The sequence below is a fragment of the Bacillus sp. 7_6_55CFAA_CT2 genome (assembly GCF_000238655.1).
Lineage (GTDB): Bacteria > Bacillota > Bacilli > Bacillales > Bacillaceae_G > Bacillus_A > Bacillus_A cereus.
In genome coordinates, this window is record NZ_JH414714.1 from 57,836 (window position 1) to 82,009 (window position 24,174).

A 24,174-nucleotide genomic window follows, 5' to 3' on the forward strand; every position below is an offset into this window, starting at 1 on the left:
TTTCAAAAGCTTAGCTTATATGAGCTGTTTTTATGAACAAAATAACACCAGTAGTGTTTACTACTACTGGTGTTTTCACACGCATATTATTCAAAAGGTAGCTTGATTATAAAGTTTGTTCCCGCTCCTAATTGGCTTGTTACTAGAATAGAACCGTTATGCAATTCTACAATTTCCTTTGCAACAGCTAGCCCGATGCCTTTTCCGCCTGTAGCTCGTGTTCTAGATTTATCAACACGATAAAAACGGTCAAAAATATGCGGGATATCTTCTTCAGGAATACCTTCACCTTCATCTTGTACACTTATTGTAAAAGAATCTGTTTCCATGAGTACACGTATCGTAATGGATGTGTTTTCTGGCGAATGTTGATAAGCGTTGTGTAATAAATTTAACATAACTTGTTCCATACGTCTTTCGTCTATACAAACTTCTAAATCATCTTTGCAATATACATGAAGTTGCATTTGCTTATTCGTTAATGTTGTTTTTGTTTTTTCAACCATTCGTTCTAAAAATGGCTGAAGAAGCACTTTTTGTTTTTTTATAACAAATTGGTGTTGTTCTAATTGTACAAGCATAAATAAATCTTGGACGAGATCGGTTACACTATCCGTTTCATCCTCAATAATTTGTAAGTATTCTTCTCGCTCCTCTTTTGTTAAAGAGTCTCTCTTTGCTACTTTTGCATAACCTTTCATATAGGTCAATGGAGTTAATAGTTCATGAGCGACACTAGCGAGAAATTCATTGCGCTCTTTTTTCATATACGTAAGTTCACTCGATAAATCTTCAATTGTTTTTGCTAAACTTCCGAGTTCATCATTCCGTTTAATACCTAATTGAATTGGCTTATTTAATTTTGACATTTTTTCTGTCGCTCTCTTCATTTTTACAAGTGGTTCTGTAATAACGCGTGAAAAAACAAAGACAGAAATTGTTGTTAAAATAATTGTTAAAACGCTAATGATAAGAAATTGGTTCATGAGTTTAAGTAACATATTTTCTAGGAAAGATGTTTTTAATAGCATATATAGCTTTCCTTGAAACTTTGTTGTGTTAAGTGGGCTTACTGTTGTGATGAACTTTGATTTTTTCCAGTTCCTTTCAACGACCAATCCGCCGTCTGGGACAGTTTCTGTTTTACAAGTAAGTTGTTTTTGCATATCTTTTGTTACGGGTTCTGAGGTGGAAATAATTTTGCCGTTATGGTCAGTAATAATGATAGCTATATCGGAGTTAGAAATTGATTCCGATTCAACTAAGTGTGCAGCCTCATTCGTAATATCGAATTCAGGATACACAGGGCGTTTAGGACTTTTATTATGTTCAGCGTGTTTCATTTCTTTATAATATTCATCCCGTCTCTCGCGGCTTTTAATTTTTTTACTATAGCGATTACCTTTCTCTAAAAGAGCATCTGTTTCCTCTACAATACGCATTTTTGAAAGGCTTTTATAAAAAGATACGAAAGCAATTGTTTCAATACATAAAGCTAATATTAAAAAGTATGTCCCAATTTTAAGGGAAAGTTTACTCATTTTTTCACCATACCTTATTCATAATAAAGAGTCAGTGGTATACGATTTCCCACTGACCGAAGTTATTATTCACTTTTCCATTTATATCCGACTTTATAGACCGTTTCTAAGTAATCTTCAATTGGAAATCCTTTTTTGCGTAGTTTATCACGGATATTACGAATGTGTGAATCAATTGTTCTATATTCGATATCTGTTTCATAGCCCCAAATTTTTTCGATTAAATCATCTCGGCTATAAGCACGGTTTGTATTTTGCAAAAATAGTCCGAGTAACGAAAATTCGATAGGAGTTAATGAGATTTTTTCATCATAAACTGTGACAGTATGTTTCGTTTTATCCCACTCAATACCATTGAAACTAACAAAGCCATCTTTTTTTGTACGGCGTAATATAGCCTCGATTCGTGCGACTAATACATGCTCATCAAATGGTTTTGTAATATAATCATCTGCGCCCATCGTGAGGCCTTTTACCATATCGTAGTTTTGATTACGAGCTGTTAACATAATGATAGGAACATTAGAAATTTGACGAATTTGATAGCAAGTATCCCATCCATCCATATTTGGCATCATAACATCTAATAAAATAATATCGAATTCTTTTTGTTCGATTAAATTTAGTGCTTCAAGGCCAGAGGTAGCTTTCATGCAAAAATAGCCGCGAGGGCTTAAGAACAGATCTAATAATCGTAACATACGTTCTTCATCGTCTACTAATAAAATTTTTACCATAATCTTGTGCACCCCAAACTGTTCATTCTACTTGTATAGTTTACATGAAAATAATAAAAAACTCTTTTTATGTGATTGAGTGGAAGAGTTATTTTTCGCTCAGAGTAATTGACATAAAAAATGCACTAGTTTTGCACAACTATTTTTTATAATAGAAAACGTAGCGACACAAAATACCCTATGTTGCGACATAACGTCATGTCATTTTATTTATAAAATGACAATTCCATTCTATTGTGTATGTGAGATAGAGAGGGTTTTCGTATTCACCTCGCATCGGATAAGAAAAATTTCCTATCTCACACTTTTTTTAAAAGGAGATCATACACATGAATTCAAAAGAAGAAATTTCAAAAAAAGAAAAGCAAGATCGTAATACGGTTGTCATGTGCGTTGCCGTATCTATGGTTATTATTATAAGTTGCGTAAATAAAATTTTGGGGATTTTATAATATAAAAAAAGCTGATTGCTTCTTAAGAAGCAATCAGCTTTTTTCATTGTTAGGGGAGTATTCCTATATGATAAACCAAGGTAAAATTGCTAACCCAGAAGTTACAATTGCTGTAGTAAATATTAAAAGCATAGCTCGTTTGTTTTGTTTCATGTCACATTCTCCTCTACATATCAAGTACATGCGATCGGCGTGGGATGTAGTTCCCCACTGAGTAAAGTTTCACTTTATATTTTTAGTATAATGAATGGTAAGGATTGGTACGATCGATAAAGGTGACATGAAGATTACATTGTTGTAATGCAAAAAAACATCTTTCTTATTAAGAAAGATGTTTTTGGAAAACTACCCCGCTATTTGTGGGCAGTAACTCCCATCTTAAAATTCAGCGAATGCGAGGGAGTTAGGTGGGCGATAACTGCCCGTAAAAGCCCGATTGGTTCAGCTAATACTCAGTGAAGGATGGAAAAATCACCCGCTGAGTAAAGTTTCACTTTATATTGAAGTATTAATCATTTAAGAACAGAACCATATGTTCCTCGTCCCAATATTGACCGTTATGTTTTAATGAACGCTCTTGTACGCCGTAAGTTTGGAAACCTAATGACTCATATAATTTTTTTGCACCAACGTTACCAACTACAACATCAAGCATGAGTTGTTCTACATGTAATTTATCGGCATTTTCAATAATTGCTTTAATTAGAGCTCGTCCTGCTCCGAGACCACGTGCTTTTGGGGAAACAAAAACGGAGCCAATTTTTGCTTTATGTTCTTGTTTAATAAATGGTTTTGTTTCTAAAGTAGCGATACCAATTAAATCATTATCTTTGAAGACACCTAGAGTATACTTATCCGGATTGCTTAATCGTTTAGCCATAGCAGCCACAGGATTTTCATGTTTAAGAACATCTTCATAAGAAGAGCTAAAAGCTTCCGGATTCTTCGTTAAACCTTCCATACAAACTTTTAAATATATTTCTGCGTCCTCTGTTGTTAATAAGCGAATTTCCATAGTTGTAACCTCCCTGGTGGATTTCAAATAAATCCATTACTTTTATAAGATTGAGTATATGTTTTGTTAGTATTCTCTTTTAATTTGTAAAAGAATGAAAAGATATATGCTACAATGTTTTGTTTTAATTATGTAATGAAATTATATATTAACTTTGTTAACTATTCAAGTGTTTGATATGTTACATTTTTATAACTAAAATAACTCCTCGATTGAGGAGTTATTTTTTAAACATTGGATTGATAGCCATCAATTCGTTTTGGATGTGTGTAAATATTACAAGATTCATTTCTAATAAACCCTACGACTGTAATGCCTAAATCATGGGCAAGTTGCAATGCCAGTTTTGTTGGAGCGGATTTAGATAGAACAATTTCACATCCGATTTTTGAAACTTTGAGTAAAATTTCGGATGAAATACGTCCGCTAAATGCGATGATTTTTCCTTTAATGGATATATCGTTACGCAAACAATGACCATATATTTTATCTAATGCATTATGTCTTCCAATATCCATTCTTGATAGGAGGATATTGTTTCGATCACATAGCGCGGTATTGTGAACACCGCCAGTTTGGCGAAATGTAGTAGAAGATTGTTGCAAGGTATTCATTAAGTGAAAGCATTCTTCAGGAGTAATTTTTACATGTATATCATGTAAGTCTTTTGCTTTTGCTGCGTCGTTTACGAAAATAAAACCTTGTCTACCTTTTCCGCAGCAAGAAGTGATGTATCGTTTATTATATAAAGTTTGATAGAGCGGATTCACTTTTGATGATTTTACATGGACAATTCCGTTATCTTTTTGAACCCATAGTTCTTCAACATCTTTATAGGAAGAAATAATCCCCTCAGAAATTAAAAAACCAATTACCATATCTTCAATATAATTTGGTGTGCATACGACTGTTACATATTCTTCACCATTCAACTTAATAGTAATAGGAGATTCTGTAACAATCTCATCAAGCTGTTTTGAAAATGTACCAGATTGATAGCGTACAATTGTATAAGTCTCTTGCGTAGGCCCCATATTAAATTCCCCTTTTATATGTATTTCTCTCCCACATTTATCATAAAACAATGGGAAAAATAAAAACACCTATTAACAAGAAGATCACAGATTATTTTGGTTATTATTGTATATGTACGATATAATAGAACTGTAGAATAGTGATAATTTCAAGCTTTCGTAGTTATACCTTATAACATCTAGAATCGACTTCATAAGAAAGTATTTGGGTAGAGCGTTTCAAAAATATGTACAGTAATGCGATTTTGAAAACGGATTCATAATTGTGTTGTACAGTTGGTTGTAAGGAGAGGGGAAACTATGGCAGAACAGACAGTCCGTGTAACCGTCGATGGTAAAGAATTTTCTGCATCAGGTGAAAAGACGATACTACAATTATTTAACGAGAGTAATTTGGAACATCCTCAAATTTGTCATGTACCAGAAGTAGATCCAATTCAAACTTGTGATACGTGTATTGTAGAAGTAAATGGGAAGTTAATGCGTGCTTGTTCAACGAAATTAGAGAACGGTATGCATATCGAAAGACAGTCCCAGCGTGCAAAAGAGGCACAGACTGAGGCAATGGATCGAATATTAGAGAATCATCTACTGTATTGTACCGTTTGTGATAACAATAATGGTAACTGTAAAGTCCACAATACAGTACATATGATGGGAATTGAGGAACAGAAATATCCGTATGAGCCAAAAGTAAGTGCGTGTGAAGTGGATATGTCACATCCGTTTTATCGGTATGATCCAAATCAATGTATTGCTTGTGGGCAGTGTGTAGAAGTATGTCAAAACTTACAAGTGAATGAAACTATATCGATTGATTGGAGCTTAGACCGTCCACGTGTTATATGGGACAATGGTGTAAGTATAAATGACTCATCTTGTGTAAGTTGTGGGCAGTGTGTAACAGTATGTCCATGTAATGCGTTAATGGAAAAAACAATGCTGGGTGAAGCTGGATTCATGACAGGATTGAAACCGGATGTGTTAGATCCGATGATTGATTTTGTAAAGGATGTAGAACCTGGATATAGTAGTATTTTAGCAGTTTCAGAAGTAGAGGCTGCGATGCGTAAGACGAAAGTGAATAAAACAAAAACAGTTTGTACATTTTGTGGTGTAGGTTGTTCATTTGAAGTATGGACGAAAGACCGCCACATTTTGAAAGTACAGCCTGTTTCAGATGCGCCGGTTAACGGTATTTCCACATGTGTAAAAGGCAAATTTGGATGGGATTTTGTAAACAGTGAAGATCGTATTACAAAGCCATTAATTCGCCAAGGAGATATGTTTGTTGAAGCTTCATGGGAAGAGGCTCTTGAAGTTGTTGCATCCAATATGCAGCATATTAAATCAGAATATGGAAGTGATGCATTTGGATTTATTTCTTCTTCGAAAGTAACGAATGAAGAAAATTATCTTATGCAAAAACTAGCCCGTCAAATATATGGAACGAATAATGTAGACAACTGTTCCCGTTATTGTCAATCTCCAGCAACAGACGGTTTATTTAAAACTGTCGGTATGGGCGGGGACGCTGGAACAGTGAAAGATATTGCGGAAGCAGGCCTTGTCATTATCGTTGGAGCAAATCCAACAGAAGGACATCCTGTACTTGCAACGCGTGTAAAACGTGCACATAAATTACATGACCAAAAATTAATTGTGGCAGACCTTCGTAAACATGAAATGGCAGAGCGTGCGGATTTATTCATTCATCCGCGCCAAGGAACTGATTACGTATGGCTCGCTGGTATTACGAAATATATTATTGATCAAGATTGGCACGATAAAAAGTTCATAGCTGAAAATGTGAAGAATTTTGATGAATATAGCAAAATGGTAGAAAAGTATACGCTTGATTATACAGAAGAAATCACGGGGATTTCGAAAGAAAATCTGAAAGAAATGGCTCGTATGGTATATGAAGCAGATGGTACTTGTGTACTTTGGGGAATGGGTGTAACTCAAAATACTGGAGGAAGTACAACTTCAGCAGCAATTTCAAATCTATTGCTTGTTACGGGTAACTATCGTCGTCCTGGTGCAGGAGCATACCCATTACGCGGACATAATAACGTACAAGGCGCTTGTGATATGGCAACATTACCAAACTGGCTTCCAGGTTACCAAGCGGTTTCAGATGATGCGCTCCGTGCGAAATTTGAAAAAGCATACGGTACTACAATTCCGAAAGCACCAGGCTTAAATAATATTGCAATGTTACTTGCGGCAGATGAAGGAAAACTGCGTGGTATGTATGTTATGGGTGAAGAAATGGCTTTAGTAGATTCGAATGCCAACCATGTACAACATATTTTAGCGAATTTAGATTTCCTTGTTGTTCAAGATATGTTCTTATCGAAAACAGCTCGTTTTGCTGATGTTATTTTACCAGCGGCACCAAGCTTAGAAAAAGAAGGAACGTTTACAAATACAGAGCGCCGCATTCAAAGATTATATGAAGTATTGAAGCCGCTTGGTGATTCAAAACCAGACTGGTGGATTTTACAAAAAGTTGCTCGTGCACTAGGTGGGGATTGGAATTATGAAAGTCCAAGTGAAATTATGGACGAAATCGCGTCACTTGCACCGTTATACTCTCAAGCAACGTACGACCGTCTAGAAGGATGGAATAGTTTATGTTGGGGTAGTCATGATGGTAGCGATACACCGCTATTATATGTAGACGGATTTAACTTCCCAGATAAACTCGCTCGTTTATCATTAGATGAATGGGTACCACCAGTTGTAGCACCAGATGAGTATGATTTACTTTTAAATAATGGTCGTATGTTAGAACATTTCCATGAAGGAAATATGACGAATAAATCGGCTGGTATTTTATCTAAAGTATCTGAAGTGTTCGTTGAAATCTCCCCGGAACTTGCCCTAGAGCGCAATGTGAAAGATGGTGGTCTTGTAGAATTAGCATCACCATTTGGGAAAATTAAAGTACAGGCACTTGTTACAGATCGTGTAACGGGGAAAGAGCTATATTTACCGATGCATGCAACGGTAAATGAAGAGGCAATCAATATTTTAACTGGAACGGCGACAGATCTTTATACGTGTACACCAGCGTATAAACAAACGATGGTAAAGATGCGTGTACTACGTGAAAAAGGGAATCGTCCGTTACCATCTTCAAACCCGAGAGATAAAAAGCGTAATCCGCAAAATGGTGTTGAAATCCAGCAAAAATGGCAAAGAAAACAATACGTATCACTTGTGGACTAGGGGGCGGAGATAGTGGCGAAAGAAATTACTGTAATTAAAAAGAAAGTTGTAACAGAGGAAGAACAGAAACAGCAAGTAGCAGATGAACTTCTAAATGAGTTATCTAATAATCGTGAAGCAGTAGAAGAAACGATGCAGCTTTTAGCACAGTTGCAGAAGGCTGGTATATTAGATGCAGCAATTAGTTTACTTGCTGCGAAGGAAGATGTTTCAAAAATCGCTGTGGAGCAATTAAATCGTGAACCAGTTAAAAATGCACTCAACAATATGATGGGGGCAGGAGAAGCATTATCTTCAGTTGATTCAGAAATAACGAAGCAAATTACGTCAAGTTTAGTTACAGGATTGCAATTTGCAACAGATGAATTAAATAGTGGTAAAAAAACAAAAGTAATGGATTTCTTTAAAGTATTAAAAGATCCAGATATCAATAGAGCTATTACATTCGGTTTTAGCTTTTTGAAAGCATTTGGACAAGGCCTAGAGAAAAAATAGAATAAATGAAAAAGTGATGGGAAGTAGCCATCACTTTTTTCATTATATGTATAAGAGTGTTCATGTTAAGCGGAATATATTATTATTAAAAAGATGGATTAGAACTTGAAATATGGAATCCATCTCAAATACCGTTTTAGAATTTGGAGGAATATATGCAACACCGTAAAAAACTATCTATACCAGGAGTAATGAGACATTCCTTTCAAACAGTTAAATTTGCTTTTTGGAATGTATTAACTTTTCAACTTGCTTATAAATTATTAGCAGCGATTGTGTTTGTTCCACTATTTGGAATCATTTTTAATAAGTTATTGTATTTTGCTGGTTATGCAAATGCGACAAATGATGAATTATTAGCGTTTTTAAAGACGCCTTATGGCATCTTAGCAATCGTAATTTTATCATTGTCAGCACTGTTTCTTATCTTTACAGAATTTGCAGTGCTTATTATTATTTCGTATTTCGCTCATAAAAGACAGAAGGTGAAATTACGTCCGATTTTATATAAAACGGTAACGTATTTACCTACTCTTTTCACATATTGCTTACCTGGATTTATTTTATATGCTGTCGTATTGTTGCCTCTTTTAAATATGGGATATGAAACGGCATTAATCCCGCAAATTCAAATTCCTAACTTTATTACAGGAGAACTGTTTAAGACAACGATGGGACAAGTTGGTTATTACACGTTCTTTGCTGTAGTCGCGTATTTGAATCTTCGATGGATTTTCGTTCTACCCATTGTTGTTTTAGAGCAAAAACCATTTCGCGTGGCAGCACGTAAAAGTGCAACTTTAGTAAAGGAAAGCTTTTTTAAAGTACTATTCTTTTTAGTAGGATTTTTTATTTCAATTGGAATTGTATATGTCGTGTTTTTGGGAATATATTTATTGTGCCTATGGGGTGTTTATGAATTTACAAACCCGAAAGGAACATTTGCATTATTAGCTGAGTCAACGATTTCTGTATTTTTAACGAGCACATTGTATTTATTCAGCTTTATCGTGACGCCATTTTATATTATGGCGATTACGCGATTATACTTACAAAAGGTACCGGTTGAGGATGTTTTATTAGAAGAAGGATTAGATTATTCGAAAACGAAAGCAGATAAATGTTTCTTCCAAAAACATCGTTGGAAATTCATTGGCGTATACATTGTAGGAATTATTACTGCCGGAATGGTCGTTGCTTTCATTGTAACGTTTATTTCAAATTCATATAAAGAACCGATTATTATGGCGCACCGCGGGTATATATCAAAAGGTGTAGAAAATACGAAAGAAGCTGTGCAAGGTGCTATTGATGCAAAAGCAGATTACGCTGAAATAGATGTATTACAAACGAAAGACGGTGAACTAGCGGTTATACATGATTTGAAGCTGAAACGTCTCGCAAATGCCAATGTGTATGTGTCAGATTTAACGATGGCTGAGTTAAGGCAGCTTACCCTTAGTCAAGATGGACTTTCAGGACAAATAAGTACACTTGATGAAATCATTAAGCTAGCAAATGGCAAAATCAAACTTAATATAGAAGTGAAGCTTCATGGGGGCGAAAAAGATTTTGTAAACAAAGTCTTAAAAACGATTAAAGATAATGAATTTGAGAAGCAATGTGTAATTCAAACGTTACACTATCCACTTATTAAAGAGTTTAAGCGTGCAAATCCAGATATAAAAGTAGGGTATATATTGTATGCAAGTAGAGCTAACTTAAAGAATGTGAAGGCTGACTTTTACGTAGCAGAAGAATATATGTTAAATAAGAAATTAGTAAAAGAAGCAAGGAAGTTAAACAAACCAATTTACGTATGGACAGTAAATGATATGGAAAATTTAAAGGCATATTATAAGTTGAACGTAGATGGTATCATAACCGATTACCCTGAAGATGCACGTGAAACAATTAAGATGTTAAAAGAGCAAGAAGCGGAAGAAAGTGATCTGTTTGATAAAATTACTGAAACGACAGATGATTTATTTTCTAAGTTATTTATAAGTTACCCAGCTGCTAGCTAAATGCTAGCAGCTATTTTTTTTGAAAAGAATATATCTCTAAAGTATTGAGTAAAATAATAACTGTATATGTATACGTTATCGCTTAGGTTTCTTACAATGTTAAATTATTGTCAAATAATAAAAGGTTACTGTTTATTTTGAAGAGGTATAATAAAAATAGAGTGATAGATAATGAAATGACACGAAACCCCTAATAGAATCAATGTTTTATATATTTACACTATTCTAAATATAAAAACTTTAGGAAAATGGTATGTTAGCGTTTTCATAACTTTTAAGTTATGCTAGAATAAGGACATAAGTTATTAATTATTACAAAAAGAAAAAAGAATCTCTTTTTTCTGTTAATTATAAGGGGGGCATTTCATTATGCGTATTGGGGTACCAGCAGAAATTAAAAACAACGAAAACCGTGTGGCAATGACACCAGCAGGTGTTGTACATTTAATTCGTAACAATCACGAAGTATTCATTCAAAAGGGTGCAGGTTTAGGATCTGGTTTCACAGACGCTCAGTATGTGGAAGCGGGAGCAAAAATTGTTGATACAGCTGAAGAAGCTTGGAACATGGAAATGGTTATGAAAGTTAAAGAACCAATTGAAAGCGAATACAAACACTTCAGTGAAGGCTTAATCTTATTCACATACTTACACTTAGCTCCAGAGCCAGAATTAACAAAAGCTTTAATCGAGAAAAAAGTTGTTTCTATTGCATATGAAACAGTACAATTAGAAAATCGTTCATTACCATTACTTGCACCTATGAGTGAAGTAGCTGGTCGTATGGCTGCACAAATTGGTGCACAATTCCTTGAGAAGAACAAAGGCGGTAAAGGTATCTTACTTGCAGGTGTTCCAGGGGTTAAACGTGGTAAAGTAACAATCATCGGTGGTGGACAAGCTGGTACAAATGCTGCTAAAATTGCAGTTGGACTAGGTGCGGATGTAACAATCATCGACTTAAGCGCAGAACGTCTTCGTCAATTAGATGACATTTTCGGAAACCAAGTAAAAACTTTAATGTCTAATCCTTACAATATTGCAGAAGCTGTTAAAGAGTCTGATCTTGTAATCGGTGCAGTATTAATCCCAGGTGCAAAAGCTCCAAAACTTGTAACAGAAGAAATGATTAAATCAATGGAACCAGGTTCTGTTGTTGTAGATATCGCGATTGACCAAGGTGGTATTTTCGAAACAACTGATCGTATTACAACTCATGATAACCCAACTTATGAAAAACACGGCGTTGTTCATTATGCAGTTGCAAACATGCCAGGTGCGGTTCCACGTACATCAACTCTTGCATTAACAAACGTAACAGTACCATATGCAGTACAAATTGCTAACAAAGGCTACAAAGAAGCTTGCCTAGGCAACACTGCACTATTAAAAGGTATTAACACATTAGATGGCTATGTAACATTTGAAGCAGTTGCAGAAGCTCACGGTGTAGAGTACAAAGGTGCTAAAGAATTATTAGAAGCAGAAACAGTATCTTGCTAATAGAAGCATTATACAAAACAAAATCGAACAATATATAAAACAACATGATAAGAGCTAAGAGTGAAGATCTCTTAGCTCTTCTTGGCAAAAGGGGGCATACATCGTGGCCAACCTATTTAAAAAGAAATCCGTTACGCAATTGTTAGGGGAAAGTAAAAGTAAAACTTTGACGAAAACGCTAGGGGCATTTGACCTAACAATGCTAGGGATTGGTGCGATAATTGGTACAGGAGTTCTAGTATTAACTGGATTAGTAGCAGCAAGAGATGCTGGTCCAGCAGTTATTTTTTCATTCATGATTGCAGCCATCGTTTGTGGATTTGCAGCATTATGTTACGCAGAGGTTGCTTCTACACTTCCTGTTTCAGGTAGTGTGTACACATACTCATATGCAACAATTGGCGAGTTTGTAGCTCATTTAATGGGATGGACATTACTATCCGTATATGTTGTAACGACTGCCGCAGTAGCTGGCGGATGGACTGGTTACTTCCATAACTTAGTGAGTGGATTAGGGCTTGAAATTCCAAAAGCACTGCTAACGATTCCGTCTCAAGGTGGTATAGTGAATTTACCAGCAGTTATCGTTACATTAGTTATAACTTGGTTATTATCAAGAGGTACGAAAGAAAGTAAACGAGTGAATAACATAATGGTATTAATTAAAATTGGTATCGTTGTTTTATTCATTGCAGTTGGTGTATTCTACGTGAAACCAGAAAACTGGATACCATTTGCACCGTATGGTTTAAGTGGAGTTTTCGCGGGGGGAGCAGCAGTATTCTTTGCTTTCTTAGGATTTGATGCATTAGCAACTTCTGCTGAAGAAGTAAAAAATCCGCAACGTGATCTACCGATTGGTATTATCGCTTCGTTAGTCATTTGTACAATCATTTATGTTGTAGTTTGTCTCGTTATGACGGGTATGGTTTCATATAAAGAGCTAGATGTACCGGAAGCGATGGCGTATGTGTTAGAAGTTGTAGGACAAGATAAAGTAGCTGGTATAATCGCAATTGGAGCTGTAATTGGTATTATGGCAGTAATTTTTGCTTACATTTATGCAACGACACGTGTATTCTTCGCTATGAGCCGTGACGGTTTATTGCCAGAATCTTTCGCGAAAATTAATAAAAAGACAGAAGCACCAACATTTACAGTTTGGTTAACAGGAATTGGTAGTGCTTTAATTGCTGGATTTATCGATTTGAAAGAATTGTCGAATTTAGCGAATATTGGAGCGTTGTTAACATTTGCGATGGTTGGTGTGTCAGTTATTATTCTTCGTAAAACACATCCAAAATTACAACGTGGATTTATGGTACCACTTGTACCGATCTTGCCGATTATTTCAATTGCATGTTGTCTATTCTTAATGGTAAATCTACCATTAAAAACATGGATGTACTTCGGTGCTTGGTTAGCAATCGGAGTAGTTGTATACTTTGTTTATTCGAAAAAACATAGTCATTTAAAAGACGATGGAAGTTCGCAGGATAATTTAGAACAAGCTAATTAAAGGGATATAAACACAGTAAGCCTTGTGCGTCTAGGGAGCGCGCAAGGCTTTTTCTTTTGTTGAAATAAAGGGAATGTATATTATTTTGTCGAATTTTTCTGTCGGAATATGAAAAAAGGGTGGGAGCGAAATGGAAGAAGCAAAAGTTGTTGTTGGAGCAGAGGGTTATAATAATAACCCTGGTTGGTTACATACGAATGAAGAAGAATTAAATTTATTACGGAGAGAAACTTGGCTTGATAAATTTCAACCTAATTCTTTATCAGTAATTTTGGCAGAACATGTATGGGAGCATTTATCATATGAAGAAGGAATTGAAGCTGCAAAAATTTGTTATGAGTTTTTAATAGAGAATGGATATATTCGTTGTGCAGTACCAGATGCATTTTTTCCAGATGAAGAATATCAGCAAGGGGTACAAGTAGGTGGACCTGGTCCATTAGATCATCCTGCAGCAAGCCATAAAATTGTTCATAACTATAAAACAATCAAGTCCATGTTTGAATCAGCAGGTTTTCAAGTGATGCTCTTAGAATACTGTGATGAGAATGGTAAGTTTCACTATAATGATTGGAATGAGAAAGATGGATTTATTTATCGTTCGAAACGTTTTGACCATAGAAATCGGGATAATCAGTTAGGATTTGTTTCTTTAATTGTGGATGCGGTAAAAAATGAAAAGTAAGTAAAAAGGGGTGTGCGAATTGTGCATCCTTTTTTGTATGAGAATATAGAGAGTGCGGAAAATATGTATACGACTTATTAAAATGTGAACGGAATGTTCATAAAAAAAATTCAGATTTCATTGACACATATGAGTGGACGCTCATATAATAAGAGTATAAGATATATGAATGATTGTTCATATGTTCAATTAAAGAGGTGAGCTATAATGGCTGGAAATAAAGTAGAAACACCACAAGAGACATGTTCTCAAACGATAATTCATGAAGAAGTTGTAGAGCAAGTAAAACAAACAATTCCAACTGATGAAAGTTTAAGTAAAGTAGCAGAACTATTTAAAGTATTAGGTGACCGTACACGTACGAGAATATTACATGCGCTATTTGAAGCTGAAATGTGCGTTTGTGATTTAGCTTATTTATTAGGAATGACACAATCATCTATTTCGCATCAGCTTCGTGTGTTAAAGCAAGCGAAACTTGTGAAGAATCGTAAAGAAGGAAAGGTTGTTTATTATTCGTTAGCTGACCAGCACGTAATTCATATCTTCGAGCAAGCGTTTGAACACGTAAACGAAGAAGAATAAAAGAACGCGAGGAGGGAGAACGATGGCTGAAGCATTGGTGAAAAAGAAACTGATGTTAGAAGGTTTAGATTGTGCGAACTGTGCAATGAAAATTGAAAAAGGTGTTGGGAATATAGAAGGGGTAAATTCTTGTTCTGTAAACTTCGCAACAAAGACAATGATCTTAGAAACAGCACAAAATAAAGAAAACGAAGTTGTTACGGAAGCAAAACAACTCGTTACAAAATTAGAACCGCATATTAAAGTTCAAGAAGAACAAAAAAATAAAATTGCTAAAGAAGTATTTATATTAGAAGGTTTAGATTGCGCGAACTGTGCAATGAAAATTGAAAATAAAGTGAAGGAAATGCCAGCTGTCTCAGAAGCAACTGTTGATTTCGTATCGAAGAAATTACGAGTAGAAGTTGCGAATAAAAGAGAACTAGAAGCGACTGTAGCAAATATAACAAATGTCGTTCAAAAGTTAGAACCAGATGTGAAAGTTGTTCGTGAAGAGAAGAACGGTCATGACCACGGACATAGTCACGATCATGGTGAAGCAAATGTGAAAAAGATGGTAGGGAGATTAGTGATCGGCGGAATTTTGACAGCAATTGCTGCATTAGCGGGCTTACCACAAATGGTAACAATTCCGTTATTTGTCCTTGCTTATTTATTAATAGGTGGAGATATCGTTTGGAGAGCGATAAGAAACATAACTCGTGGCCAAGTATTTGATGAAAACTTCTTAATGGCAATTGCAACTGTAGGAGCTTTTGCAATTCAACAATATTCTGAAGCTGTAGCAGTAATGCTATTTTATCAAGTGGGAGAACTATTCCAAAGTATTGCGGTAAACCGCTCCCGAAAATCAATTACTTCATTAATGGATATTCGTCCTGATTATGCGAATGTAAAGATTGGAAATGAAACGAAGCAAGTATCACCAGAAGATGTAAAAATTGGCGATTATATTATCGTTAAGCCAGGTGAGAAAGTGCCGTTAGACGGAAAAGTAATTGAAGGAACATCAATGGTAGATACTTCAGCATTAACAGGTGAATCTGTACCACGTGAAGTAGAAGTTGGAAATGATGTATTAAGTGGCTTTGTGAACCAAAATGGTGTGTTGACAATTGAAGTTACAAAAGAATTCGGTGAATCCACTGTATCAAAAATTTTAGATTTAGTTCAAAATGCAAGCAGTAAAAAAGCACCAACGGAAAACTTTATTACGAAGTTTGCACGTTACTACACTCCAGTTGTAGTTATTACAGCGGCGATCATGGCGTTTATTCCACCACTCATTTTAGAAGGAGCTACATTCTCTGAGTGGATTTATAGAGCTTTAGTGTTCTTAGTAATCTCTTGTCCATGTGCGTTAGTTGTATCCATTCCTCTTGGATTCTTTGGAGGTATCGGTGGTGCATCTAAAAGTGGTGTGTTAGTAAAAGGTAGTAACTATTTAGAAGCTTTAAATGATGTAAAATATATTGTTTTTGACAAAACAGGAACATTAACAAAAGGTGTTTTCAAAGTTACAAAAATGGAACCGAGCGAAGGTACTACAAGTGAAGAGTTATTAGAGTATGCGGCATTTGCTGAAGTATATTCTAACCATCCAATTGCCCAATCTATTCGAAAGGCATATGGAAAATCAATTGATGAAAAAATAATCGATGATTATAACGAAATTTCTGGTCACGGTACAGTCGTAAAAGTACAAGGAAAAGAAATTTTTGCAGGTAATGCAAAATTAATGAGAAAAGAAAATATTGAATTTAAGCAACCAGAAACAGTAGGTACATTAGTTCACGTTGCTGTAGATGGAAAATATGCAGGTTATATTGTTATTTCTGATGAGGTAAAAGAGGATTCGAAACAAGCGATTCAAAAGTTAAAAGAACTAGGTATTAAAAAGACAGTAATGTTAACTGGTGATGCAAAAACAGTTGGTGAAGCTGTCGGTAAAGAATTAGGCTTAGATGAAGTTCATGCGGAATTACTACCGCAACAAAAAGTAGAAGAGATTGAAAAAATTGATGCAGCGAAGCATGGAAAAGAAAAAATTGCCTTCGTTGGTGACGGTATTAACGATACACCAGTATTAGCCCGTGCAGACGTTGGTATTGCGATGGGTGGTTTAGGATCAGATGCAGCAATTGAAGCGGCAGACATCGTTATTATGACTGATGAGCCTTCAAAAATTGCGACAGCTGTAAAAATTGCAAAACGCACAAGAAGTATAGTGTGGCAAAATATCATCTTTGCTTTAGGTGTAAAAGGGATCGTTCTATTACTTGGTGCCTTTGGTATTGCAACAATGTGGGAAGCTGTTTTCTCAGATGTTGGTGTGACACTACTTGCAGTGTTAAATGCAATGCGTGTATTACGAGTGAAAGATTTATAAAAAAGAGGACGCAACCTGCGTCCTCTTTTTTATTGGTTATTTTGTTGAAATTGATTTAATAAAATAATATCAAATATTATTTTACTTTTAAATAATATAATATTAAAATTTACAAATAAAAAACATTCGTCGTATTATTTTAATATATTTTTTACAAATATCCATATAGTATTGAAAAAACAGAGAAGGAGAAACTTCTCTGTTTACTTTTGTATGTTTTTTTCAACTTGTTCTCGAACAGTTTGAATGTAATTCATTTTATGATCCCAACATTCTTGGCTTAAATCGACAGGATACTCTTCGGGATTTAAAGTTCGCATGTATTCTTCCCAAAATAGAGCGAGACTCTGTTCATTATATTGTTGAATATCTAATATACTTGGTAGTTCATATGTTCTTTCACCGTTAACGAAAATGTCTTTATGGAGTTCACGGGCTTCAAAGTTTGTTACGAATTTACTTATATATGTGTGAACTGGATGGAACATTTTTAAGCGCTCTTCTTTTCCAGGTTCTTCAGAATCTAACGCAATATAATCGCCTTCTGCATGATCGTTAACCCGATTGATAATACGATAAATTCGTTTCAGTCCTGGAGTGGTAATTTTTTCAGGATTAGATGAAATTTTAATCGTATCATTTAATTTTCCGTCAGTATCTTCAATTGCAACTAGTTTGTAAACAGCCCCTAATGCAGGTTGCTCAAAGGACGTAATTAATTTTGTCCCAACACCCCATACGTCAATTTTTGCCCCTTGAGATTTAAGGTGCATAATTGTGTATTCATCTAAATCGCTAGAAGCGATAATTTTTGTATTTGTAAACCCTGATTCATCTAGTAGTTTTCGTGCCTTTTTCGATAAATAAGCCATATCACCACTATCAAGACGTATACCATAGAAATCAATACGATCCCCAAATTCTTTTGCAACACGAATTGCATTTGGAACACCAGATTTCAATGTGTCATATGTATCAACGAGAAAGACGCACTTCTTATGAGTTTCAGCGTATTTCTTAAACGCAACGTATTCATCGCGATATGCTTGAACGAAAGAGTGAGCGTGTGTGCCAGCTACAGGGATCCCGAAGCGTTTCCCAGCACGAACGTTGCTTGTAGAGGAGAAACCACCAATAAAGGCAGCGCGTGTCCCCCAAAGGGCGGCATCGAACTCATGGGCACGTCTTGTGCCGAACTCTAAAAGCTCATCATTACTTGCAGCATGTTTCATACGAGCAGCTTTTGTTGCAATTAATGTTTGGTAATTCACAATATTTAAGAGGGCGGTTTCAATAATTTGTGCTTCACCCAGTGGTGCATCAACACGTAATAAAGGCTCGTTATTAAATACAACTTCACCTTCTTGCATACTGCGAATCGTCCCAGTGAATTTCATATTTTGTAAATAATGAAGGAATTCTTCTTCAAATTTTAATTCTGCTAAATAAGCGATATCGCTTTCAGTAAAACTGAAAATTTCTATGTACTCTACAATTTTCTCAAGGCCAGCAAAAACAGCGTAGCCGTTCTCAAATGGAAGCTTTCGAAAATATAAATCAAAAACAGAACGGCGATTATGAATACCATCTTTCCAATATGTATAAGCCATGTTGATTTGATATAGGTCTGTATGTAAGGCATAACTATCGTCTTTATAATGAGTCATCGCGAGAACACCTCCATAATTTGGTTATAGTATACCAATTTTTCACCATTCGTAGCAAAGAAGAGATATTGAAGTGAAGTCAAGAGAGAAAAAAATGAAATTATGCATATTTTTTAGAAAATTTATATTTATCAATTTATATTTCTCCAGATTTTATGTATTATTAGAGTAATGGGGTAATGAGAATGGAGGAGGACAATGCAACAAACATTAGAAAAAATAGGCAAACAAGTCTTTTACAAACGGCTTCAGCAAAAAATGACACAAGAAGAATTATGTCAGGGCATTTGTTCTGTCTCATACTTAAGTAAGATTGAAAATGGAAAGATCGAAGCATCAGAAGAAATTCTACAATTGCTCTGCGCAAGATTAGAAATTGCCGTGACGGATTTGAGGGATGTAGAAGAAGATGTGAAGGGGAAGCTGGATGAATGGTTGAATGCACTAGTTCATTTAGACAAGCAACAAGTAGAACGTATATATGAAGAGTTGCAAGGTGAAATGAAGCATGTGTTGGATTTTGAAATTATAAATTATTATAAACTGCTGTATACACGTTATTTAATTATGAAAAGAGATTTTCCTGCTGTCGAAAAAGAGTTAGAGAGCTTAAAGAAGATGTACAAAAAGTATTCACCATTCCAAAAATTATTATATACGTATAGCAAAGGGTTATATTATTTTTTACAACATAGATATAAGAAGGCATTGGAGTATTTGACTCGAACAGAAGTAATGGCAAAGGAACAAGGTTATCATGAGAATGGAATATATTTCAATTTGGCTCTTGTTTATAATGAATTAGAAGTTGAACATATGACTTTACATTTTGCTAATGTAGCAATGGAAGGGTTTAAGAATGAATATAAATTCCGTTATGTGATAAATTGCCAGTTACTTATTGCGTTGAGTTATATACAAAAAAAGCAATATAATGAAGCACTATCTATTTATAATAATATTTTGAGGGAAGCAAATTCTTTTGCTGATAAAGAAAGTATAACAGCTATTGCTTTAAATAATTTAGGCTTCTTGTACTATAACTTAAAAGATTATGCAAAAGCAAAAGATTATTATTTACAATGCCTAAAGTACAAAAAGGAAGAGGATTTAAATTATATTGATGCAGTGTATGAGATCGCTTTGCAGTGTATTGAATTAAAAGAATTTGAAGAAGCGAAAGATTGGATTAATAAAGGGATAGATGTTGCCAAGAGGGATGAAAAGTATAAAAGTATGCTATATATACTTTCAATGCTTAAGAATAAATACTTTGAAACGAAAGATGTTTATAAAAGATTTTTAGAAGTTGAGGCAATCCCATTTTTTAGAGGCGAAGAAAATAAGAAGGAATTAAAAATGGTGTATTTAGAACTAGCAGGATATCACGAGGAATTACTAGAATTTAAGGAAAGTAATAACTACTATAAATTAGCAATTAATTTATTAGAAGAAAAGGGAGGAAAATAATATGAAAAAAATAATTATTGGTGCTTTGGCTTTTGTAGCTGTATTAGTGGTATTGGAACCGCAATATGCTTGGACATCGGATATTTATGGTCAAGGAGAAAAAGTAGTAGAATTAATAAATTCTTAACAGAAACCCCTTTCCAATCGGAAAGGGGTTTTTCAATATTTGTTCCTCAAAATTCTACAAAACTTGAGAAAATAATTATTTGAATTTTTAGTATATTAATAGTGGAAACATAATGCTAATATAAAACTACTCTTTTTCAAAAAAATTTTTTATTAGGGGGAAGGTTCATGAAAAAGAAAAGTTTAGCGTTAGTGTTAGCGACAGGAATGGCAGTTACAACATTTGGAGGGACAGGCTCTGCATTTGCGGATTCTAAAAATGTACTCTCTACGAAGAAGTACAATGAGACAGTACAGTCACCTGAGTTTATTTCTGGTGATCTAACTGGAGCGACTGGTAAGAAAGCGGAATCTGTTGTGTTTGATTACTTAAATGCAGCAAAAGGTGATTACAAGCTAGGGGAAAAGAGTGCGCAAGATTCTTTCAAAGTGAAACAAGTGAAGAAAGATGCTGTAACTGATTCAACAGTAGTACGTATGCAACAAGTTTACGAAGGAGTACCTGTATGGGGTTCTACTCAAGTGGCTCACGTAAGTAAAGACGGTTCTTTAAAAGTATTGTCTGGAACAGTTGCATCTGATTTAGACAAAAAGGAAAAGTTGAAAAATAAAAATAAGATTGAAGGCGCAAAAGCAATTGAAATCGCGCAGCAAGATTTAGGGGTAACACCGAAATATGAGGTAGAACCAAAAGCGGACTTATATGTATATCAAAATGGTGAAGAAACAACATATGCATACGTTGTAAATCTAAACTTCTTAGATCCAAGTCCAGGAAACTACTACTATTTCATTGAAGCAGACAGCGGTAAAGTATTAAATAAATATAATAAATTGGATCATGTAACAAATGAAGATAAATCACCAGTTAAGCAAGAGGCTCCTAAACAGGATGCGAAAGCAGTAGTAAAACCTGTAACAGGAACAAATAAAGTAGGAACTGGTAAAGGTGTATTAGGAGATACAAAATCACTTAATACAACGTTATCTGGTTCATCTTACTACTTACAAGATAATACGCGCGGAGCAACGATTTTCACATATGATGCGAAAAATCGTACTACATTGCCAGGAACATTATGGGTAGATGCAGATAATGTTTTCAATGCAGCGTATGATGCAGCAGCAGTAGATGCTCATTACTATGCAGGTAGAACATATGATTATTATAAAGCTACATTTAACAGAAACTCTATTAATGATGCAGGAGCTCCGTTAAAATCGACAGTTCATTACGGAAGTAAGTATAATAATGCATTCTGGAATGGCTCACAAATGGTATACGGAGATGGTGATGGTGTAACATTCACTTCATTATCTGGTGGAATTGATGTAATTGGTCACGAATTAACGCATGCTGTTACTGAAAATAGCTCGGACTTAATTTATCAAAATGAATCAGGAGCGCTAAATGAAGCAATTTCTGATATTTTTGGTACTTTAGTAGAATTCTATGATAACCGTAACCCGGATTGGGAGATTGGTGAAGATATTTATACGCCTGGTAAAGCAGGAGATGCGCTTCGCTCTATGAGTGATCCAGCGAAATACGGTGATCCAGACCATTATTCTAAGCGTTACACTGGTACTAGTGATAACGGTGGGGTTCATACAAACAGTGGTATCATTAACAAACAAGCTTATTTATTAGCAAATGGTGGTACGCATTCGGGTGTAACTGTAACGGGCATTGGTAAAGATAAGTTAGGTGCAATTTATTACCGTGCAAACACACAATATTTCACGCAATCTACTACATTTAGCCAAGCTCGTGCTGGTGCAGTACAAGCTGCAGCTGATTTATATGGTGCGACTTCTGCGGAAGTAGCGGCAGTTAAGCAATCGTTTAGTGCTGTTGGTATTAACTAAGGATTTAAAGGATAGCTATTAATAAAATACCTCAAAAATAAAGAAGGAGCATAGGCTCCTTCTTTATTTTTTTCTCCATTTTTTCCACAAATAATATAATCCGATACAACCTGCGATTGTCACAATCCACTTCGCTTCATTTGTTCCGTTCATGACTTGGTATGCCGAATATACTTCAATCAATAATGCCGGTATTTTACCTATTGTACTGGCAATACTGAAGGAGAGTAATGACATTTTCCCTAGAGCTGCAAATAAAGTCACGATACTTGATGGGATGAAAGGTATCAATCGAAACGATAGAACGAGTAGAAAGGCCTCTCTACCTTGTACATAAAGAAGACGCTCTACCTTTGGGTACTTATTTACTTTATCGTGAGTGAACTTTTGAAGGCCTATGCGGTAAATATAAAACGAGATAATAGCCCCTAAGGCCTCACCTGCGATTGAAATGATTGTGCCATTTGTTACACCGAAGAGCTGTATATTAATGGCGGTTAAAAAGATGCTAGGAATAACGCCTAAAAGACTAATGATGATGTTAATTAAGATACTAAGTGGAATTGCGATTGAATAGTATTCTGTTAAGAAATTTTGAATCGTTTCAGCCATTGTTTAAAATCCTTTATCTTTTTTTGCATTACACCATATTTCGTTTGTATAGGCAAGGGTAAATTTACATAATGTAGAAAAACGTTGATAAGAAGGGGTCTTTATACCTTATGTGGGTATTGGGTATATAAAAACAGGGGTATTTTAAAATGTTTTGAAAAACACTATAAAAACCTTTGTATGAAAGAGTTTTATAGTTATATTATCATTGTTTTTATATGGGAAATAATCATAAAATATAGGGGGTATATATTATAAAAGTCGAAAAATAGAGGATTGATGAAATTGCGCGGGTAAATATGGAAAAATAGATGAAAAAAATGAAAACTGATAGATTTTTTCGTTGTGAAATTGACTTTTAGTGAAGTTGCGATAATAATCATGAAAGAGGTGATATGATGAAACGAATAAGTAGTCTTTTCTTGAGTGGTTTATTGGCACTAATGCTGATCTTAAGTGGATGTGCAGGAAAAGAACAAAAAACAGAGAAACAAACAGGGAATCAATCGACATCAGTAGAAAAAATTAGTGATAATATTTTAGATGAAATGGAAGGGCCACCTAAAAATGGTCATACGATTGAAAGACATGTAGGCAAATCAGAAGAAGATTTGAAGAATCGCTTGAAGACAGATAAAGTATCAGCAGCAAGTACATACTATGACAAGGAAACAGCAACGAAAGCTGTAAAAGATAGTTTGAAGCAGCATGATAAGGAAATTCAAGACTGGTTAAAAAATTCTAAAGAGGCTCGTCTCGTATTAAATACAACACATTCATTCCCGGTTGGAAAAACGGTAATAAAGAAAAATATGAGTGTAAAAGACAAGTTGGTAAAAACTGTTACTGTTTTAGCAAGAGATAAGTCAGGAGAATTAGGGTTTAAGATTATTACTTCTTATCCATCTGATAAATAAGAAGGGGGAGTACATTATGTATACGACATTACAATACTTTCTTAAATCGTACTGTACGTTAAGTATTCATGAGGATGAAATAGTAAGCGTGATGGAAGAGTTTATTGAACAAGAAGACGAAGAAATCGTTTTGAAATTACGTGATGAATTAATAAATATGAAGAAAAAGAACGTGTGGGAAGAGGCGTGTGTATTAGCTGCGAAGGAAGGGAATCGTATGTGGTCTTTAGAAGAAACGAAAGACCATCTTGAAACTTTTTTACTATTACTGCAAAAGAAAAAGGCGTGATTAAA

20 protein-coding genes are annotated in these 24,174 nt (G+C 34.9%); 14 read left to right on the forward strand and 6 right to left on the reverse strand.

All coding sequences use genetic code 11. The annotated features are described in order from the left end of the window. Nucleotides 1–86 precede the first annotated feature (86 nt). Together HMPREF1014_RS25995 and HMPREF1014_RS26000 are read right to left on the reverse strand one after the other, a co-directional pair. Nucleotides 87–1,541 (reverse strand): HAMP domain-containing sensor histidine kinase, encoded by a 1,455-nt coding sequence (locus tag HMPREF1014_RS25995; protein WP_000041027.1) that lies wholly within the window; start codon nucleotides 1,539–1,541, stop codon nucleotides 87–89. A 65-nt stretch (nucleotides 1,542–1,606) separates the two neighbouring features. Then, the gene (locus tag HMPREF1014_RS26000; protein WP_000238959.1) at nucleotides 1,607–2,278 is read right to left on the reverse strand and encodes a response regulator transcription factor; all 672 of its coding nucleotides are present in this window, start codon (nucleotides 2,276–2,278) and stop codon (nucleotides 1,607–1,609) included. Nucleotides 2,279–2,607: 329 nt separating this feature from the next. Here HMPREF1014_RS26000 and HMPREF1014_RS32325 point away from each other — a divergent pair, with 329 nt between their 5' ends. Then, complete coding sequence (locus HMPREF1014_RS32325) at nucleotides 2,608–2,730, forward strand: hypothetical protein (RefSeq protein WP_001085006.1); 123 nt, start codon at nucleotides 2,608–2,610, stop codon at nucleotides 2,728–2,730. 508 nt (nucleotides 2,731–3,238) lie between these two features. On the opposite strand, the gene HMPREF1014_RS26010 is transcribed toward HMPREF1014_RS32325, so the two are convergent. Both HMPREF1014_RS26010 and fdhD read right to left on the reverse strand, forming a co-directional pair. Then, nucleotides 3,239–3,745: a GNAT family N-acetyltransferase gene (locus tag HMPREF1014_RS26010; RefSeq protein WP_000405884.1), complete on the reverse strand. Its 507-nt coding sequence runs from the start codon at nucleotides 3,743–3,745 to the stop codon at nucleotides 3,239–3,241. Nucleotides 3,746–3,972: 227 nt separating this feature from the next. Further along, on the reverse strand, nucleotides 3,973–4,779 hold the full coding sequence (gene fdhD, locus HMPREF1014_RS26015) for a formate dehydrogenase accessory sulfurtransferase FdhD (RefSeq protein WP_000529230.1): 807 nt from the start codon (nucleotides 4,777–4,779) through the stop codon (nucleotides 3,973–3,975). Between the two features lie 300 nt (nucleotides 4,780–5,079). Between fdhD and fdhF the strand changes: the two genes are divergently transcribed. From fdhF to HMPREF1014_RS26055, 8 genes are all read left to right on the forward strand, one after another. Next, entirely contained in the window at nucleotides 5,080–8,016 is a 2,937-nt protein-coding gene (gene fdhF, locus HMPREF1014_RS26020; protein ID WP_000840682.1) for a formate dehydrogenase subunit alpha, read from the forward strand. A gap of 12 nt (nucleotides 8,017–8,028) precedes the next feature. Beyond that, on the forward strand, nucleotides 8,029–8,511 hold the full coding sequence (locus tag HMPREF1014_RS26025; protein WP_001040541.1) for a helical membrane plugin domain-containing protein: 483 nt from the start codon (nucleotides 8,029–8,031) through the stop codon (nucleotides 8,509–8,511). 155 nt (nucleotides 8,512–8,666) lie between these two features. Beyond that, a complete protein-coding gene (locus tag HMPREF1014_RS26030) occupies nucleotides 8,667–10,538 on the forward strand; it encodes a glycerophosphoryl diester phosphodiesterase membrane domain-containing protein (RefSeq protein WP_001164708.1) in 1,872 nt (623 codons plus the stop codon). Between the two features lie 369 nt (nucleotides 10,539–10,907). Continuing rightward, nucleotides 10,908–12,041, forward strand: coding sequence for an alanine dehydrogenase (gene ald / locus HMPREF1014_RS26035; protein ID WP_001219744.1), 1,134 nt, complete (start codon nucleotides 10,908–10,910; stop codon nucleotides 12,039–12,041). Between the two features lie 103 nt (nucleotides 12,042–12,144). Further along, complete coding sequence (locus HMPREF1014_RS26040) at nucleotides 12,145–13,560, forward strand: amino acid permease (RefSeq protein WP_001284887.1); 1,416 nt, start codon at nucleotides 12,145–12,147, stop codon at nucleotides 13,558–13,560. A 130-nt stretch (nucleotides 13,561–13,690) separates the two neighbouring features. Beyond that, on the forward strand, nucleotides 13,691–14,245 hold the full coding sequence (locus tag HMPREF1014_RS26045; RefSeq protein ID WP_000390570.1) for a class I SAM-dependent methyltransferase: 555 nt from the start codon (nucleotides 13,691–13,693) through the stop codon (nucleotides 14,243–14,245). Nucleotides 14,246–14,452: 207 nt separating this feature from the next. After that, the gene (locus HMPREF1014_RS26050) at nucleotides 14,453–14,830 is read left to right on the forward strand and encodes an ArsR/SmtB family transcription factor (protein ID WP_000918378.1); all 378 of its coding nucleotides are present in this window, start codon (nucleotides 14,453–14,455) and stop codon (nucleotides 14,828–14,830) included. A 22-nt stretch (nucleotides 14,831–14,852) separates the two neighbouring features. Further along, on the forward strand, nucleotides 14,853–17,219 hold the full coding sequence (locus HMPREF1014_RS26055) for a heavy metal translocating P-type ATPase (RefSeq protein ID WP_000796554.1): 2,367 nt from the start codon (nucleotides 14,853–14,855) through the stop codon (nucleotides 17,217–17,219). A gap of 203 nt (nucleotides 17,220–17,422) precedes the next feature. Here the strand turns inward: HMPREF1014_RS26055 and HMPREF1014_RS26060 are convergent, their stop codons facing one another. Then, nucleotides 17,423–18,886, reverse strand: coding sequence for a nicotinate phosphoribosyltransferase (locus tag HMPREF1014_RS26060; protein ID WP_000150176.1), 1,464 nt, complete (start codon nucleotides 18,884–18,886; stop codon nucleotides 17,423–17,425). Between the two features lie 198 nt (nucleotides 18,887–19,084). Here HMPREF1014_RS26060 and HMPREF1014_RS26065 point away from each other — a divergent pair, with 198 nt between their 5' ends. From HMPREF1014_RS26065 to HMPREF1014_RS26070, 3 genes are all read left to right on the forward strand, one after another. Beyond that, nucleotides 19,085–20,356 carry a helix-turn-helix domain-containing protein gene (locus HMPREF1014_RS26065; RefSeq protein WP_001187937.1) on the forward strand — a complete coding sequence of 424 codons (1,272 nt, stop codon included), beginning with the start codon at nucleotides 19,085–19,087 and terminating at the stop codon, nucleotides 20,354–20,356. Between the two features lies 1 nt (nucleotide 20,357). Further along, nucleotides 20,358–20,483, forward strand: a complete 126-nt coding sequence (locus HMPREF1014_RS31415) for an NprX family peptide pheromone (protein WP_000720170.1) — start codon at nucleotides 20,358–20,360, stop codon at nucleotides 20,481–20,483. Between the two features lie 167 nt (nucleotides 20,484–20,650). Next, nucleotides 20,651–22,351, forward strand: coding sequence for a M4 family metallopeptidase (locus HMPREF1014_RS26070; protein WP_000730386.1), 1,701 nt, complete (start codon nucleotides 20,651–20,653; stop codon nucleotides 22,349–22,351). A gap of 63 nt (nucleotides 22,352–22,414) precedes the next feature. Here HMPREF1014_RS26070 and HMPREF1014_RS26075 read toward each other — a convergent pair whose 3' ends face one another. Then, nucleotides 22,415–22,963: a TVP38/TMEM64 family protein gene (locus tag HMPREF1014_RS26075; protein ID WP_000852231.1), complete on the reverse strand. Its 549-nt coding sequence runs from the start codon at nucleotides 22,961–22,963 to the stop codon at nucleotides 22,415–22,417. Nucleotides 22,964–23,361: 398 nt separating this feature from the next. Between HMPREF1014_RS26075 and HMPREF1014_RS26080 the strand changes: the two genes are divergently transcribed. Together HMPREF1014_RS26080 and HMPREF1014_RS26085 are read left to right on the forward strand one after the other, a co-directional pair. Further along, entirely contained in the window at nucleotides 23,362–23,880 is a 519-nt protein-coding gene (locus tag HMPREF1014_RS26080) for an RNase A-like domain-containing lipoprotein (protein WP_000822706.1), read from the forward strand. 16 nt (nucleotides 23,881–23,896) lie between these two features. Continuing rightward, entirely contained in the window at nucleotides 23,897–24,169 is a 273-nt protein-coding gene (locus HMPREF1014_RS26085) for a hypothetical protein (protein WP_000288806.1), read from the forward strand. Nucleotides 24,170–24,174 lie beyond the last annotated feature (5 nt).

What these genes read in the sequence shown, in the direction of transcription:
- HMPREF1014_RS25995 (WP_000041027.1), bottom strand. Translation starts at nt 1,541, where the DNA reads ATGAGTAAACTTTCCCTTAAAATTGGGACATACTTTTTAATATTAGCT.
- HMPREF1014_RS26000 (WP_000238959.1), bottom strand. Translation starts at nt 2,278, where the DNA reads ATGGTAAAAATTTTATTAGTAGACGATGAAGAACGTATGTTACGATTA.
- HMPREF1014_RS32325 (WP_001085006.1), top strand. Translation starts at nt 2,608, where the DNA reads ATGAATTCAAAAGAAGAAATTTCAAAAAAAGAAAAGCAAGATCGTAAT.
- HMPREF1014_RS26010 (WP_000405884.1), bottom strand. Translation starts at nt 3,745, where the DNA reads ATGGAAATTCGCTTATTAACAACAGAGGACGCAGAAATATATTTAAAA.
- fdhD (WP_000529230.1), bottom strand. Translation starts at nt 4,779, where the DNA reads ATGGGGCCTACGCAAGAGACTTATACAATTGTACGCTATCAATCTGGT.
- fdhF (WP_000840682.1), top strand. Translation starts at nt 5,080, where the DNA reads ATGGCAGAACAGACAGTCCGTGTAACCGTCGATGGTAAAGAATTTTCT.
- HMPREF1014_RS26030 (WP_001164708.1), top strand. Translation starts at nt 8,667, where the DNA reads ATGCAACACCGTAAAAAACTATCTATACCAGGAGTAATGAGACATTCC.
- ald (WP_001219744.1), top strand. Translation starts at nt 10,908, where the DNA reads ATGCGTATTGGGGTACCAGCAGAAATTAAAAACAACGAAAACCGTGTG.
- HMPREF1014_RS26045 (WP_000390570.1), top strand. Translation starts at nt 13,691, where the DNA reads ATGGAAGAAGCAAAAGTTGTTGTTGGAGCAGAGGGTTATAATAATAAC.
- HMPREF1014_RS26050 (WP_000918378.1), top strand. Translation starts at nt 14,453, where the DNA reads ATGGCTGGAAATAAAGTAGAAACACCACAAGAGACATGTTCTCAAACG.
- HMPREF1014_RS26055 (WP_000796554.1), top strand. Translation starts at nt 14,853, where the DNA reads ATGGCTGAAGCATTGGTGAAAAAGAAACTGATGTTAGAAGGTTTAGAT.
- HMPREF1014_RS26060 (WP_000150176.1), bottom strand. Translation starts at nt 18,886, where the DNA reads ATGACTCATTATAAAGACGATAGTTATGCCTTACATACAGACCTATAT.
- HMPREF1014_RS26065 (WP_001187937.1), top strand. Translation starts at nt 19,085, where the DNA reads ATGCAACAAACATTAGAAAAAATAGGCAAACAAGTCTTTTACAAACGG.
- HMPREF1014_RS31415 (WP_000720170.1), top strand. Translation starts at nt 20,358, where the DNA reads ATGAAAAAAATAATTATTGGTGCTTTGGCTTTTGTAGCTGTATTAGTG.
- HMPREF1014_RS26070 (WP_000730386.1), top strand. Translation starts at nt 20,651, where the DNA reads ATGAAAAAGAAAAGTTTAGCGTTAGTGTTAGCGACAGGAATGGCAGTT.
- HMPREF1014_RS26075 (WP_000852231.1), bottom strand. Translation starts at nt 22,963, where the DNA reads ATGGCTGAAACGATTCAAAATTTCTTAACAGAATACTATTCAATCGCA.
- HMPREF1014_RS26080 (WP_000822706.1), top strand. Translation starts at nt 23,362, where the DNA reads ATGAAACGAATAAGTAGTCTTTTCTTGAGTGGTTTATTGGCACTAATG.
- HMPREF1014_RS26085 (WP_000288806.1), top strand. Translation starts at nt 23,897, where the DNA reads ATGTATACGACATTACAATACTTTCTTAAATCGTACTGTACGTTAAGT.